This is a genomic window from Vreelandella zhanjiangensis DSM 21076 (assembly GCF_000377665.1).
Taxonomy (GTDB): Bacteria; Pseudomonadota; Gammaproteobacteria; order Pseudomonadales; family Halomonadaceae; genus Vreelandella; species Vreelandella zhanjiangensis.
The window spans coordinates 17918-32032 of sequence record NZ_KB898654.1 but is presented as its reverse complement, the minus strand read 5'-3'; the positions used below and the strand labels follow the sequence as shown (position 1 = coordinate 32032).

The following is a 14115-nucleotide window of genomic DNA, read 5'->3' as shown; positions in this document are numbered from 1 at the left end:
TTTATGCGAGGGTTATTTATGCGCGGGTTACTTATATGCAGGTTATTTGTATGCAGGCATATTTGTATGCGGTTATTTGTTAGAAGTTATTGCTAAGCAGCCAGGTGATTTCAAGTAACGTTGGCTGCTTAGCAATAACGCTTAACGCAACGACCTGAAGGTGGTTGTAAACGGTTTGTCCGATTAAAATAGTGGCCTTTATTGGCTATGCTGCACTGTTGAAAGGAGCTCGCGATGGACCAGCCTTCTGCTGATCAGGAAACGGCAGCCCTAAAGCTGCCGCCGCATTCGCTGGAGGCGGAGCAGTCGGTGTTGGGCGGGCTAATGCTGGATAACCAGGCCTGGGACAATGTTTCGGAGCGCCTGGTAACTGATGATTTCTATCGCTATGAGCACCGGCTGGTGTTTAACGTGATGATTCATCTGGCTGAATCCGGACAGCCGCTTGATGTCATTACGCTGTCAGAAGCGTTGGAAGCGCGTGATCACTTAGATACCGTTGGCGGCCTGGCGTTTCTGGCAGAGCTTGCCCGCAATACGCCTTCGGCCAGTAATATTCGCGCCTATGCCGATATCGTACGAGAGCGGGCGACGCTAAGAAAATTGATTCGTGCGGCGAACCAGATCGCCGAAAGTGCTTTTTCGCCACAAGGGCGGCCTGCTGATGAGCTACTTAACGAAGCGGAACGGTTAGTCTTTCAGATTGCCGAGGAGCGCCCTAAAACGGGCGGGCCTATCGGCATGAGTGAGCTTTTGACCAAAGCGGTTGACCGTATCGATGAGCTGTTCAATCTTAAAGGCGAAATGACCGGGCTTTCGACTGGTTTCCGCGACTTGGATGAAATGACCTCGGGGTTACAGCCGTCAGACTTGGTGATTATTGCCGGGCGTCCGTCAATGGGTAAAACCACGTTCGCGATGAACCTGGTGGAGCACGCCGTGATTGCCAGCGACAAGCCGGTTATGGTGTTTTCCATGGAGATGCCCGCGGAATCGCTGATGCTTAGGATGTTGTCCTCGCTTGGGCGTATTAACCAGACGCGTGTACGCTCCGGCCAGCTGGAGGATGAGGATTGGCCACGCCTGACATCGGCGGTCAACTTGCTTAAAGACAAGCAGTTATTTATTGATGATACAGCCGCGCTCTCGCCCAACGAAATGCGCTCGCGGTTGCGCCGTGTCGTGCGCGAGCATGGCAATATGGCCTTGGTCATGATTGATTACCTTCAGCTGATGCAGATCCCCGGGTTTTCTGAAAACCGTACCGGTGAAATCTCGGAAATATCGCGCTCGCTCAAGGGGTTGGCAAAAGAGTTTAACTGTCCGGTGGTGGCACTTTCTCAGCTTAACCGCTCGTTGGAGCAGCGTCCCAACAAGCGCCCGGTAATGTCGGATCTGCGGGAATCAGGCGCCATCGAGCAGGATGCGGACGTTATCGCCTTCGTTTATCGTGATGAAGTCTATAATCCGGATAACCCGGACAACCAGGGTATTGCTGAGCTGATCATCGGTAAACAGCGTAACGGTCCTATCGGCGCGGTACATATGGCATTTATTGGTAAATATACCCGCTTTGAAGATTTGGCCCCCGATAGCTATGGTGAGGCTTTCGGCGATTAGTGTGGGGCAGGGCGGAAGCCAGCTCTTATTGAACACAGAACACGGCAACACAGAGAACGGGAGTAACACATGGCAGGTGGTTTTCGGCGTGGTAATCGTCAGCGTCTTCCTAAACTTGAAGGACGTGGCGAGCTTCAGGAGTTGGAGAAAGAGGGCCCCTTTAAAGAGTGGCTGGGAATGCCTGACCTTTATCGCTATTACCTGGTGGTAGAGGGGCAAAAGTATAGTTACCAAACAGAAGATGCCGATTTGCCAGTAGCAGTAGGCGATAAAGTGGTGTTTCGTTATAAAGAAACCAAAGCGGGTAACTGGATTGACCGCAATTCGCTAGGCAAGGCGATTGATCCCTCAGAGTACCAGTAACTCAAGTATCTAATTACGCGAATAGTCTGAAACTCTCCTGAAAAGTTGCCGTCTTAGCCAATAAGTGCCAAGGTAAAGGTAACAGGAATGTAATAGGGCACAGTCATGCTGTGCCCTATTGTTGTATCCAATAATAGGAGGGAACCATGGAACTGATCGCGCTTAAACAGTTCGTCGAAAGCCACGATAACTTTGAAATTCGCGTCATTACGCATTCAGGTAGTCGTTTTTATCAACTTGAACTTGAAGATGTAGAAGGTGAACGGCATATGCTCACCCAGCGTGGTAAGCCAATGTTGTTTCGCTCGTTAGACGATGTATATCTGGAGCTGAAACGCGCCGGCATTCATCGTGCGTATCTGGTTCAACATGTGCCGCAGGACGAAATGATCGGCCGGGACGCGCATTACAGTGAGCCATTGACGTCACGTATGCCGCTGGTTTTCTAAAAAAATCGCTAAGTCGCAGAGATTGTCTGTCGAATTAGCATTCATTAACTGTAGTTGTAACACTAGTTGTAACATTAGTTGTCACGTTTGCTGTAACGTTTTTCCCACCACTGCCCAAGCCTGATTCGGCGACGGGCAAAGTAACGGTAGCCTGCATTCATTACGCCTCGCAGGCCCGGTAAGCAAGAAAGCTTTACCAGCCGCCGGTAGCCTAGCGTTGCATACAGGGCCCGGCTGGCATCCATGCCCACATACCAGTTTCCCTCATTGTCTCGCACATGTAGCTGCCCCATCAGGGTGTCGAACGAATAGCCCGTTTCAGCGGCACCAACGTCCGCCTGTCGAATATCTATCAACCGGATGTATTTGCGATTCGGATGCTTATTTAGCCACTCAACCTCTGCTCGGCAAAACGGGCATTGGCCATCGTAATAGAGCGTGACAGGCGGCGCAGCGCTAAACAGTTGAACATCGCTCATTAAAATCTCTTTTAGGTAACGTTGCGCTAAACGATAGGTAGAAGCACCTTTGGTGTGTTCATGGCCTGAGCATTAGCTGCGAGTGTAAAGCGATGGACACGAATTAGTCGGAGATTATACAAATAGCGCTAATAGTATAACTTTATGCCGCAACTTTACCGAAAAATGGTAAGATTTTGGTTATTCAACCGTAGTTTTCCGGGAGTAAGCGTAATGACCGAGAGCGTTGTAATCGACCAGCCTGGAGAAGGGCGCTTGGCGCATGCCTCAAGTGATCATCCTGGCGTACCGCGCGCAAAAGTGGGCGTAGTGGTGGCTAACCTGGGAACGCCCGATGCCACCGATTATTGGTCAATACGGCGTTATCTGAGTGAGTTCCTCTCGGATAAGCGGGTGGTGGATTATCCTGATTGGAAATGGCAGCCACTGCTGCAACTGATCATTTTAACCAGACGCCCCTTTTCTTCGGGGAAAGCGTATAAAAGTATTTGGAACAATGAGCAAAACGAAAGCCCATTGCTCACCATTACCCGAGCTCAAACGGTGAAGCTGACCGAGCGTTTAAAAACGCTTTATGGCGACAGTGTCGAAGTCGATTTCTGTATGCGCTACGGCAATCCTTCCACTAAAAGCGTGTTGAACCGCATGAAAGAGAAGGGGTGCGAGCGTATCGTTTTCTTCCCGCTCTACCCTCAGTATGGCTCGCCGACGACGGCTACCGCCAACGATCAGGCGTTTCGCACTTTGATGAAGATGAAATGGCAGCCGGCTATTCGCACCGTGCCTGCCTATTTTGATCGCCCTGTCTATATACAGGCTCTGGCCAATTCCGTCACCGATATGTATGCCCAGCTGGAAACGCGGCCTACCAAGTTGGTGGCGAGTTACCATGGGGTTCCCAAGCGTTATTTGATGGAAGGGGACCCTTACCACTGCCACTGCCAGAAAACCACGCGGCTACTGCGCGAAGCGCTAGGCTTCAGCAAAGAGGAAGTGGATACCGCGTTTCAGTCGCAGTTTGGGGTGGAAAAGTGGGTAGGTCCGCCGACCGTTGAACATGTCGCTACGCTGGCTAAACAGGGCCACAAGCATATCGCTATTTTATCGCCCGCCTTCTCTGCTGATTGCGTTGAAACGCTTGAAGAAATTCAGGAAGAAATCCGTGACAGTTTTATTGCCGCCGGTGGAGAAACGTTTAGCTATATCCCTTGTTTAAATGACCGGGATGATCATATCGATGCTTTACTTAGCGTAATTAATAGCGAGCTTTTGGGCTGGCTTCCGTTGACGGAGTAAGTGATTGAGCAGGGCGGAAAAACATAAAAATAAGCACGCTATCTATTTGATTTCGTTTAAAGGTTGTCTGGCAACTCGCTGCTGTCTGTTATAGAGTCTACGACTTTATGATCACTTGTATTTGACGTTTAACGCGATCAAAAAAGTACTTATGGCGAGTAAAAAGTCAGGGGCCTTTACGTTTTAAATGCTTCAGAAGTGGTTACGAGTAGAAGACAGGGATAACGTCATCTGCTCGCCGTGAGAGGACTCGTACGCCCATAGTACCCGCCTCGTGCGGGGCTGTTACCCAGGAGATATCGCTAGATGCAATTCGCCGTTTTAATGGGGTTTGTATTGGCCGCGCTGGCACCGCTAATGCAGCGCTGGTTTGCAGACCGTACGAGTCTGGTATTAGCCATTTTTCCTGCTCTGATCGCCGCGTGGTTATTTGCTCAGGCGCCCACGGTAATCAATGAAGGCCCGATGCTAATGGAGTGGCAGTGGGTGCCTTCACTGGGTATCAGTCTCACCTTTATGCTGGATGGGCTGTCACTACTCTTCGGCCTATTAATCTCTGTTATTGGCACATTTGTGCTTATTTACGCAGGGAGCTATTTAAAAGGCCACCGGGATATTGCGCGCTTCCATATAGCCTTACTGGCTTTTATGGTTTCCATGCTGGGGCTGGTATTGGCCGATGGACTGGTTACCCTGTTTATTTTTTGGGAGCTGACCAGTGTTACGTCCTATCTGTTGATCGGTTTTAACCACACCGATATGCAGGCACGAAAATCAGCGCGCCAAGGGCTTTTTGTCACGTTTGCAGGCGGGCTTGCCCTAATGGCCGGGCTCGTATTGCTGGGCGTCTCCAGCGGTGAATGGTCATTGACCGATATCCGCGGGATGGAAGCCGATTTACGCGAGCATGCCCTTTATACGCCGATGCTCATTTGCCTGCTGTTGGGTGCCTTTACCAAATCCGCCCAGTTTCCGTTTCATTTCTGGCTGCCTAACGCGATGGCAGCGCCGACACCAGTATCGGCCTATCTGCACTCCGCTACCATGGTAAAAGCAGGGATTTACCTGATGGCCAGGCTTCAGCCTGAGCTGGGGGGAACGCCACTTTGGATAGGCGTTCTCTCTGTAGTTGGCGCTATCACGCTGCTGGTAGGCGCATTCCTGGCTATCAATCACACGAATATTAAAAAACTGCTGGCGTACTCAACCATTATGGCGCTCGGCACATTGACCATGCTGCTGGGCATAGGTACTGAGTACGCCATGACGGCGTTTGTAACCTTTCTGCTTGCCCACTCCTTGTACAAGGGTGCGCTGTTTATGGTGGCGGGGATTCTCGATCATGAAACCGGTACCAAAGATGTTACCGCCATGGGTGGGTTAAGACCTTTGATGCCGGTGACGGCCACCATTGCCCTGGTAGCGGCATTATCGCTTGCCGGTGTGCCGCCTTTACTTGGCTTTATTGGTAAAGAGCTCAAGTTTGAAGCGGTGCTTGGCGCAGGGGATTTTCAGGGCTTATTGGTCGTCTTCGCATTTGTTAGCGCTATTTTGACCATCGCTGTGGCGGCGATTGTTGCACTACGCCCTTTTTATGGTAAACGTCATGAAACGCCAAAAGTACCGCATGAAGCGCCATTGGGTATGTTAATGGGACCTGCGCTGTTAAGCGTAGGCTCGCTGGTCTTTAGCCTGGCGCCCGCGACGTTTGGTGTTGATTCCCTTTTATCGTCCGCCGCAAGCGCGGTGGCAGGAGAGCCGAGAGACGTTGCGCTGTCACTTTGGTACGGCGTTAATTGGGCACTGATAATGTCAGTTATTAGCCTGGGGCTGGGGTTACTGCTCTTCAAATACTGGGACAACGTAAGAGGCAAGCTTATGTTGTTGGCCCCTGTCATGCGCTATGGCCCTGAAGCCGGCTATGAAGGCTTATTAAATGGCGTGGTGCAATTCTCTGAATGGCAAACGCGCGTGCTGCAAAACGGCTATATGCGTAACTATATCTTGGTCATGCTGGTGGTTCTGATCATCCTGATTGGTAACTCCATTCTGTTGCGCCACTCTCCGTTGCTGGCTTTTGATCTTGATGTGCGGTTTCACGAAGTCATTGTGGTGGGCACCATGGTGATGGGGGCTCTATTTGCCACGGTTACCCGCTCGCGCCTGGGTGCTGTGGTGTCTGTGGGTATTATGGGGTTCTCGATTGCCCTCATCTTTATTCTTTTCAGCGCGCCTGACCTGGGTATTACGCAGCTTCTGGTGGAAACGCTCACAGTTATTTTGCTGGTCCTGGTGCTGTTTAGGCTGCCGCGCTTTTCTCACCTTTCCACTCCGCTTGAGCGCATCCGTGACGGTTCGGTGGCCGCAATAATGGGTATTCTGATCTTCTTGTTGATCATGACCGCCTGGAGCATTGATCAGTTTGAGTCCATTTCTACCTACATGGTCGAAAATAGCGCGCCGCTCGCCTATGGCCGCAATATCGTCAACGTGATTCTGGTCGACTACCGTGCCTTGGATACCTTGGGCGAAATGTTTGTACTGGCCCTGGCGGCTATCGGGGTGATCGCCATGCTTAAGCTGCGCCACGAGCCGGAAAGCCCCAAAACAGCCGTCGAAGGCAGCAAGTCAGATATCAAGGAGCCGTACGATGGTTAAGTCAGGGACGATCATTCTTAATACGGCGGCGCGGTTTTTAATGCCCTTGCAGCTGATGTTCTCGGTCTTTTTGCTGTTCCGAGGGCACGATGAGCCGGGCGGTGGATTTATCGCCGGGCTAGTGGCAGCGGGGGCGTTCACGCTGTACCTGCTGGCTTTTGGGGTTAGTGCCACCAAGGAAGTGCTGCGCATGGTTGACCCGCGCGATCTGATTGGCGTGGGTCTATTGCTGGGCATCGTTTCAGTGGTTCCTGCCTGGTTCATGGGTCAGCCGTTCTTGACGGCCCAGTGGTGGACAATCCCTGTTATTGATTTCAAGGCTTCGACGCCGCTAATTTTCGATATCGGTGTTTATCTGTCGGTATTGGGGTCGGTAATCGGCATGGTCATGGCGCTGATGGAGGTGGACAAGGATGAGCCATAAGTTAACAGGAGGATGCGCATGGAACCGTTAATGGCTCTAGCGATTGGCGTGATGTATGCAACCGCCATCTTTATGATGCTGCGACGCTCAATCGTAAAGCTGGTGATTGGGCTGCTGCTGCTTTCCAATGCTGCCAACCTGCTGATCTTTACCACGGCAGGTATGACGCGGGGCGCGCCTCCGTTGATTCCGGAAGGCATGCTACAGCCTGTTGGCGAGGTGGCCGATCCGCTGCCCCAGGCGGTTGTGCTGACCGCCATCGTGATCGCATTTGGGGTACTGGCGTTTGCAGTCGTATTGATTCGCCGTGCCTATGAAGTGGTTAAGGCCGATGATCTGGACAAGATGAAGGATACCGATACGTGAGGCCTGAAGTTGCTCTTCCCATTCTTTTGCCCCTACTTTCGGGGGCCGTTTCCCTGCTTTTCTGGCGCTCGCGTCCCATGCAGCGGTTTCTTGCCGTTGCCGGTAATCTTGCCCTTTTGGTCGCCAGTGTGTGGTTATTTGCAGCCACGCTTTCTGAAGGCTACATCACCATGCAGATGGGGAGCTGGCCTGCGCCGTTCGGGATCACGCTGATCGCTGATGTACTGAGCGCCGTCATGATTCTGATGACCGGTATCATAGGTCTGGCCATGGGCATCTACTCGCTGGCAACCACCGGCCACGGGCATGAAAAGTTTGGCTATTACCCGCTGATGCACCTGTTGCTCGCCGGGGTGGCGGGCGCCTTTCTGACCGGTGACCTCTTCAACCTTTACGTATGGTTCGAGGTTATGCTGGTGGCGTCTTTTGCGCTGCTGATTTTAGGTGGCGAAAGGGCGCAGATGGAAGGCGCGATCAAGTACGTTACCCTGAATTTGCTGGCCTCGGTTATCTTCCTCTCGGCGGTTGGTCTGCTATATGGCACCGTGGGTACGCTGAACATGGCGGATATCGCTTTGCGAATCGATATGGTCGAGCACGCCGGCATGGTTGAAGTACTGGCAGTAATGTTCATGGTGGCCTTTGGAATCAAGGCGGCCGCGTTTCCGCTGTTTTTCTGGCTGCCGGCTTCCTACCATACGCCGCCCGTAGCGGTTTCCGCGCTGTTTGCCGGTCTTCTTACCAAGGTGGGGGTCTATGCACTGTTTCGTGTATTCACCCTGATTTTTGATCAGTCCATGGGCTACCTGCAGGACATCATGCTCTGGGGCGCAGTGCTGACCATGGTAACCGGCGTGTTGGGGGCTGCGGCGCAGTACGAGTTCCGGCGTATTCTCTCTTTCCATATCGTCAGCCAGATTGGCTACATGATTCTGGGGCTCGCGCTTTATACACCTTTGGCCATTGCCGGTGGCGTGTTCGCTATCATGCATAACATAGTGGTCAAGACGAACCTGTTCTTGATCAGCGGGATTACCCACCGCCTGCAGGGCACCTATCAGTTGAAGAAGATGGGGGGACTTTACAAAGAGCGCCCCTGGCTTGCGGTCGCCTTCTTTATCTCAGCCTTTTCGCTTGCCGGGGTACCGCCGCTTTCGGGCTTTTTTGCCAAGTTCGTGATCGTACGTGCGGGCATTGAAGCCGAAGCGTATGTGGTGACCGGCATTGCGTTGGCGGTGGGTCTGATGACGCTATATTCCATGGTCAAGATCTGGAATGAGGTATTCTGGAAAGGCCTGCCGGAAGAGAATCTTGTGCCGGTATCCGCCGCGCCAAGCGGCGACGACGGCCGCTTGATCAAGCCAAGCCTGTGGATGATGTACCTTCCGGTGGTTGTGCTGGCGTTGTTTTCACTTTTAATTGGTATTTTTGCCGAGCCGATCATGCTGGTGATGAATACCATCGGTGATCAGCTGTTTGAGCCGGACGGCTACATTGAGGCGGTGCTGGGCGTTGCAGCCAATGCCCAAGAGGCGCTGCTGAATGCAGATGATCCTCAACCCGAAATGAACACGAGTGGCGGGGAGGGTACTCCATGACCGGTGCTATCTGGAACCTGCTGCTGGGGTTGGCGTGGGTGCTGCTGAGCGGCGATTTTACCGGCTTGAATCTGCTGGTTGGTATGGTGTTTGGCTATATCGCCCTGGTGCTTATTGAGCCGCAGGTAAGCGCGCTCAAAGGATATCCGGCACGCATACCGTTGATTATCCGCTTTCTGGGTTTTTTCATGAAAGAGCTTGTGCAGGCTAACCTGCGCGTTGCGTTTGATATTGTAACGCCGCCCTGGCACATGCAGCCGGGGGTGATCGCCATGCCCCTCTCAGCACGCACGGAAATGGAAATCACCATGGTCGCCAACTTGATTTCATTAACCCCTGGAACGCTGAGTTTGGATGTCTCCGATGATCGTAAGGTGCTCTATATACATGCCATGTTCCTGGATGACGAAGAAGAACTGCGGCGCAACTTGAAAGAAATGGAGCATCGAGCCCTGGAGTTATTTCGCTAATGGATACGGTTCTGTTAATTAGTCAGGTCATTATGGGGCTGGCGCTTATATTGACCTTTGTGCGCGTAGTGCGAGGCCCAAGCCTGCCTGATCGTGTAGTAGCGCTTGAGCTGTTTTCCACCACGGTAGTCGGGCTGGTGGGCGTTTATGCAATTCAGTCAGGCGTTGCCAGTTTTCTGGATGCCGCCATTGTGATCGCTCTAATGGGTTTTTTAGCCGCCATCGGTTTTGCACGCTTTTTGGAACGCGGAGGGCCACGCGATGATTGAGGCAATTAAAGGCGCACTTCTGCTGACGGGCTCTTTGTTTATGCTATTGGCAGCGGTTGGCTTATTACGTTTACCGGATCTTTTAACGCGTATGCATGCAACCACCAAGGCGGCGGCATTAGGCGTTATTTTAATTATGCTGGCGGCGGCCATGCATTTTTCAGAGGTTGGCGTAGTGGCCCGCTCGTTCGCGGTGATTGTCTTTATCCTGATGACCGCACCGGTAGCAGCACATGTTATTGGTCGGGCGGGCTATTTTGTCGGCTCACGGCTTTGGAGCGGTACGGTAAAAGATGAGCTGCGCCCTAACTATGACCCGCTGACCCATGAATTGAAAAGCGGCCTGGAAACCTATGAGAATGCCAAGCGCCAACCACGCGCAACTGATCCGGACTAATGGCTTCAAACGCTAATGATTTTTTAAGTATGAGCCTTAACAAGCCACCGCCAAGGTGGCTTTTTTTACGCAGTATTTCGGTGGGATGACATTGAATTTAAAAAATATCCTTATGTACAATAATTGTACTGTATAAGTTATGATGTCTACGTTTTTGGTTCGTCAAGCACATTTAAAACCTATTAAGTGCAGGCGTTACCCGTAATATTTAACGCATTAAATAGGCGTTTAAAGTAATACCCACGCTTAGCTTCAATAGAAGATAAGTGTGCTGTTGGAATCTGTGCGCTATTGCAGTAAGCGCTGCGGCTATGAAACCAGCAGCAAAGCATGCCGAGGAGGCAAGAGCATGAACAGCACGATCGATATTGTCTGGCTGCAAGACGATTTGCGTGTCGCAGATAACCCCCTGCTCGAATTCACCTCAAAACCTGATCAGCTTCTGTGTCTATATGTACTCAATGAAAAGTGGCTGAAACCTGTGATAGAAGAGGAGGCCACGCCCCGGATAGGCCCCGCCCGATTGCGGTTTCTATGGCAAAGCTTGATGGAGTTACGCGGCGAGCTTTTACAGCGGGGAAGTGACCTGCTGGTGCGTATTGGTAACCCTGCTGACGTTGTCGTGCAAATGGCCTCTTCGCTTCAGGCCCGGGAAGTCCGAGTAGCACAACACGCAGGATTTGAAGAAGCCCAGCATATTCAAAAGGTAGCCAAAACGCTGCCTAAGACATCAAACCTTTATTGCGTTGAAAGTGGACGTCTGTTCGATAGCGCCGCGCTTCCATTTGAGCCTGATGAACTGCCGGAAAGTTTTTCTGCTTTTCGGCGCTGCGTGGAAAAGTATTGCACTATCCCCAAAGCGCTTGCCGCGCCTGTGACGCTGCCTGGCTGGCCAGATGCTTCGCGTGGTTTTCCACCGTTAAAATCAGTCTGTGAGTACTCGGCCAACTGGCAACCCGATGAGCGCCAGGGCTTTGTGTATGTTGGCGGTGAGAATGCTGCCCATGAGCGTCTGCACCAGTATATCTGGCGCCAGAATGGTCCTGCGAAATATAAGAAAACCCGTAACGGTTTATTGGGTGCTGACTTTTCGACGCGGTTTTCTCCCTGGCTGGCTCGCGGCTGCCTATCGGCGCGCCAGGCAAATGATGCGGTTAACGATTGGGAGTCACTGCACGGTAGCGACGAATCGAGTAACTGGATCTCATTTGAGCTTTTATGGCGCGAGTACTTTCATCTGGTAGCCCAATTGGAAGGCGCCAAGCTCTTTGGGGAGCATGATCTTCCCACACCCAATAAGGCATTTAACGCATGGCGTAAGGCGATAACCGGCATGCCTTTTGTCGATGCGGCGATGCTAGAGCTGCGCCAGACGGGGTGGATTTCCAACCGCGCGCGTCAAAACGCAGCAAGCTTCCTGGTTAAGGATTTAAACGTTGATTGGCGCTTGGGCGCTTGGTGGTTTGAGCACTGTCTGATTGATTATGACGTGGCCAACAACTGGAGCAACTGGCGCTATATTGCGGGCATCGGGCGTGACCCACGCCAGAACCGTTATTTTAACGTGTTGAAACAAGCCAGTCATTATGACCCGAAAGGGCTTTATGTGGCTCACTGGCTACCCAGCCTGGATTCGCTTCCCTATGGGGTTGAGCGCCATCAGCCTTGGTGTAGTGCGCCAGCCCAATTTGCCAAGCCTTGCGTAATGCCCGAGGAGTGGCAGCGCTGGCTCATCGAACGTACCGAACTGGAAGAAGCCGACGAGTAAAGCATGGCAATAAGGGCCTGTGGGAATTATAGAGAAAGGCTAGTATCTGCCTATTTTCTAGGCCATCATCAGGCATGCTAAGGACTGCTCAAGGATAGATGCTATGTCGTTGAAGATCGATTTACCGCTGCGCCGTGTGGTTAACCATACGTCGCTTACGCTTTCCACAGGACTGCTGTCCATGCTGCTGAGCGGTAGCCTGCAAGCCAATCCTCAGTTAATGACGGAAGTGGATGCACGCGGAGCCCAAGAGCTGCGCTATGCCAATTTTGAGCAATGGTTAAATGAGTTCCGCCGTTTTGCGGCCACTCAAGGGATTAGCGAGGCAACACTGGCAACGGCACTGAATGGCGTGCGTTATCGTGATCGCGTCATTGAACTAGATCGCTATCAGCCTGAATTTGTGCGCCCTATTTGGGAGTATCTTGATTCAGCCGCCTCCGATACGCGCGTCAATACCGGTCGTGAGCGGTTTGAAGAGAACCGCCAAACGGCCTTGGAGATGCAGCAACGTTTTGGTGTGCCTGCAGAAATTGTCGTCGCCATTTGGGGTATCGAAAGTAATTACGGCAGTAACTTTGGCGACTTTTCGACTATTGAAGCGCTGGCTACCCTGGCCTACGATGGGCGCCGACGAGATTTTGCCCGCGGCGAGCTACTGGCCGCCCTGCGCATTATTGAGCAGGGCGATATTTCTGCCGAACGCATGAAAGGCTCCTGGGCAGGCGCCATGGGGCATACTCAATTTATTCCCAGCAGTTTTGAAGCCTATGCCGTAGATGGCGATGGCGACGGGCACCGCGATATCTGGGGCAGTATTCCAGACGTGATGGCCTCGACCGCTAATTACCTGGCTCGGGCGGGTTGGCAAACTGGTCAGCCGTGGGGTGTTGAGGTCGTACTGCCAACGTCGTTTGATTATTCCCAAACTGAACGGCTCAGCAGTGCTGAGTGGAGCCGGCAGGGCGTTCGTGCCCTGGAGGGCGAGCTGCCTGATTTTGAGAGTGCAGCGCTTGTTATTCCCGCTGGCGCGCAGGGACCTGCGTTTCTCACAGGGCCTAACTTCCGGGCGATCTTACGTTACAACAACGCCACCAGCTATGCCTTGGCGGTAGCCACGCTGGCCGATAAAATTGCTGGGCGGGACGGCATCCAGCAGTCGTGGCCAAGAGGGGAGGCAGCCTTAACCCGCGATGATGTTAAAGAGCTTCAGCAACGCTTGAATGACGCAGGCTACGGGGTAGGCGGGGCGGATGGCGTCATGGGTCCCAATACCCGTGAAGGGCTGCGCGCCTTCCAGCGTCAGCAAGGGCTAACGCCGGATGCATTTGCTACCCAGTCGCTTCTTGAACGACTGCGGCAGGTGCGCTGAAAACGATTAATCTCTTATTTCACCAAGGACGATGCTATGAGGTTTGTGGAAAAAATGCTGGCAGGTGGTTTGCTGGCGAGTGCTTTAACGGCTAGTGCCGTTGCCAGTGATGAGCAAGTATTTGGCTGGGTTGAAAATGCCACCATAGAGCCGTGGGGCATCATGGTGAAAGCCAAGCTGGATAGCGGTGCTCTTACCTCATCGCTTGACGCACGTGATATCGAAATGTTCGAGAAAGACGGCGAGGATTGGGTGCGCTTTCGCTTGAAGCTTGAGGATCAGGGCAGCGGAGAAGAATTTAGCGACCGTCTTGAACGGCCGCTCTACCGCGAGCTGTCGGTACGCGGCGCAGGCGGCCGCGATGAGCGGCCGGTAGTTCTGATGAACGTTTGTATGGGCGATACGATTTACGAGGAGCAGTTCAGCCTTCGGGATCGCGAGGAAATGCTCTACCCGCTGTTGCTGGGTCGGCGCACTATCAGCCATTTAGGCCTTCTGGATGTGCGTAGCACGTTCCAGCAAGAGCCCTCATGTGGTGAGGATGCAACCGTAGTGTCGCATGATCCAGAAGATAAACAATCCTAGC

The 14115-nt window shown here is 52.6% G+C and carries 15 protein-coding genes; 14 read left to right on the top strand and 1 reads right to left on the bottom strand.

Annotation, left to right across the window (positions count from 1 at the left end; all coding sequences use genetic code 11):
* Nucleotides 1-234: 234 nt before the first annotated feature.
* The 3 genes from dnaB (at nucleotide 235) to D467_RS0116300 (ending at nucleotide 2432) form a co-directional block, all read left to right on the top strand.
* A complete protein-coding gene (dnaB, locus tag D467_RS0116310) occupies nucleotides 235-1620 on the top strand; it encodes a replicative DNA helicase (protein WP_018918610.1) in 1386 nt (461 codons plus the stop codon).
* A gap of 69 nt (nucleotides 1621-1689) precedes the next feature.
* Entirely contained in the window at nucleotides 1690-1983 is a 294-nt protein-coding gene (locus tag D467_RS0116305; RefSeq protein ID WP_018918609.1) for a hypothetical protein, read from the top strand.
* Between the two features lie 146 nt (nucleotides 1984-2129).
* Complete coding sequence (locus tag D467_RS0116300; RefSeq protein ID WP_018918608.1) at nucleotides 2130-2432, top strand: DUF6482 family protein; 303 nt, start codon at nucleotides 2130-2132, stop codon at nucleotides 2430-2432.
* 74 nt (nucleotides 2433-2506) lie between these two features.
* On the opposite strand, the gene D467_RS0116295 is transcribed toward D467_RS0116300, so the two are convergent.
* Nucleotides 2507-2911, bottom strand: a complete 405-nt coding sequence (locus tag D467_RS0116295) for a thiol-disulfide oxidoreductase DCC family protein (protein ID WP_018918607.1) — start codon at nucleotides 2909-2911, stop codon at nucleotides 2507-2509.
* 213 nt (nucleotides 2912-3124) lie between these two features.
* On the opposite strand from D467_RS0116295, the gene hemH reads away from it, so the two are divergent.
* From hemH to rloA3, 11 genes are all read left to right on the top strand, one after another.
* On the top strand, nucleotides 3125-4207 hold the full coding sequence (gene hemH, locus D467_RS0116290) for a ferrochelatase (RefSeq protein WP_018918606.1): 1083 nt from the start codon (nucleotides 3125-3127) through the stop codon (nucleotides 4205-4207).
* A gap of 306 nt (nucleotides 4208-4513) precedes the next feature.
* The gene (locus D467_RS0116285; RefSeq protein WP_018918605.1) at nucleotides 4514-6865 is read left to right on the top strand and encodes a putative monovalent cation/H+ antiporter subunit A; all 2352 of its coding nucleotides are present in this window, start codon (nucleotides 4514-4516) and stop codon (nucleotides 6863-6865) included.
* Nucleotides 6858-7289: a Na+/H+ antiporter subunit B gene (locus D467_RS0116280; protein WP_018918604.1), complete on the top strand. Its 432-nt coding sequence runs from the start codon at nucleotides 6858-6860 to the stop codon at nucleotides 7287-7289. The genes D467_RS0116285 and D467_RS0116280 overlap by 8 nt, the downstream gene beginning before the upstream one ends.
* 18 nt (nucleotides 7290-7307) lie before the next feature.
* Entirely contained in the window at nucleotides 7308-7655 is a 348-nt protein-coding gene (locus D467_RS0116275) for a Na+/H+ antiporter subunit C (RefSeq protein WP_018918603.1), read from the top strand.
* Nucleotides 7652-9253, top strand: coding sequence for a Na+/H+ antiporter subunit D (locus D467_RS0116270; protein WP_018918602.1), 1602 nt, complete (start codon nucleotides 7652-7654; stop codon nucleotides 9251-9253). The genes D467_RS0116275 and D467_RS0116270 overlap by 4 nt, the downstream gene beginning before the upstream one ends.
* Nucleotides 9250-9723, top strand: coding sequence for a Na+/H+ antiporter subunit E (locus D467_RS0116265; protein WP_018918601.1), 474 nt, complete (start codon nucleotides 9250-9252; stop codon nucleotides 9721-9723). Before D467_RS0116270 ends, D467_RS0116265 begins: the two co-directional genes overlap by 4 nt.
* Nucleotides 9723-9992, top strand: coding sequence for an MrpF/PhaF family protein (locus tag D467_RS0116260; protein WP_018918600.1), 270 nt, complete (start codon nucleotides 9723-9725; stop codon nucleotides 9990-9992). Before D467_RS0116265 ends, D467_RS0116260 begins: the two co-directional genes overlap by 1 nt.
* Nucleotides 9985-10389, top strand: a complete 405-nt coding sequence (gene mnhG / locus D467_RS0116255; protein ID WP_018918599.1) for a monovalent cation/H(+) antiporter subunit G — start codon at nucleotides 9985-9987, stop codon at nucleotides 10387-10389. Before D467_RS0116260 ends, mnhG begins: the two co-directional genes overlap by 8 nt.
* 349 nt (nucleotides 10390-10738) lie before the next feature.
* Nucleotides 10739-12157, top strand: coding sequence for a DASH family cryptochrome (locus tag D467_RS0116250; RefSeq protein ID WP_018918598.1), 1419 nt, complete (start codon nucleotides 10739-10741; stop codon nucleotides 12155-12157).
* Nucleotides 12158-12260: 103 nt separating this feature from the next.
* Entirely contained in the window at nucleotides 12261-13529 is a 1269-nt protein-coding gene (locus tag D467_RS0116245; RefSeq protein ID WP_018918597.1) for a lytic murein transglycosylase, read from the top strand.
* Nucleotides 13530-13565: 36 nt separating this feature from the next.
* Nucleotides 13566-14114, top strand: coding sequence for a retropepsin-like aspartic peptidase RloA3 (gene rloA3, locus D467_RS0116240; protein ID WP_018918596.1), 549 nt, complete (start codon nucleotides 13566-13568; stop codon nucleotides 14112-14114).
* Nucleotide 14115 lies beyond the last annotated feature (1 nt).

Coding starts and splice junctions, on each gene's coding strand:
- hemH (WP_018918606.1), top strand. CDS start 3,125: ATGACCGAGAGCGTTGTAATCGACCAGCCTGGAGAAGGGCGCTTGGCG.
- D467_RS0116250 (WP_018918598.1), top strand. CDS start 10,739: ATGAACAGCACGATCGATATTGTCTGGCTGCAAGACGATTTGCGTGTC.
- D467_RS0116275 (WP_018918603.1), top strand. CDS start 7,308: ATGGAACCGTTAATGGCTCTAGCGATTGGCGTGATGTATGCAACCGCC.
- dnaB (WP_018918610.1), top strand. CDS start 235: ATGGACCAGCCTTCTGCTGATCAGGAAACGGCAGCCCTAAAGCTGCCG.
- D467_RS0116300 (WP_018918608.1), top strand. CDS start 2,130: ATGGAACTGATCGCGCTTAAACAGTTCGTCGAAAGCCACGATAACTTT.
- D467_RS0116265 (WP_018918601.1), top strand. CDS start 9,250: ATGACCGGTGCTATCTGGAACCTGCTGCTGGGGTTGGCGTGGGTGCTG.
- D467_RS0116295 (WP_018918607.1), bottom strand. CDS start 2,911: ATGAGCGATGTTCAACTGTTTAGCGCTGCGCCGCCTGTCACGCTCTAT.
- D467_RS0116245 (WP_018918597.1), top strand. CDS start 12,261: ATGTCGTTGAAGATCGATTTACCGCTGCGCCGTGTGGTTAACCATACG.
- D467_RS0116305 (WP_018918609.1), top strand. CDS start 1,690: ATGGCAGGTGGTTTTCGGCGTGGTAATCGTCAGCGTCTTCCTAAACTT.
- mnhG (WP_018918599.1), top strand. CDS start 9,985: ATGATTGAGGCAATTAAAGGCGCACTTCTGCTGACGGGCTCTTTGTTT.
- D467_RS0116280 (WP_018918604.1), top strand. CDS start 6,858: ATGGTTAAGTCAGGGACGATCATTCTTAATACGGCGGCGCGGTTTTTA.
- D467_RS0116260 (WP_018918600.1), top strand. CDS start 9,723: ATGGATACGGTTCTGTTAATTAGTCAGGTCATTATGGGGCTGGCGCTT.
- rloA3 (WP_018918596.1), top strand. CDS start 13,566: ATGAGGTTTGTGGAAAAAATGCTGGCAGGTGGTTTGCTGGCGAGTGCT.
- D467_RS0116285 (WP_018918605.1), top strand. CDS start 4,514: ATGCAATTCGCCGTTTTAATGGGGTTTGTATTGGCCGCGCTGGCACCG.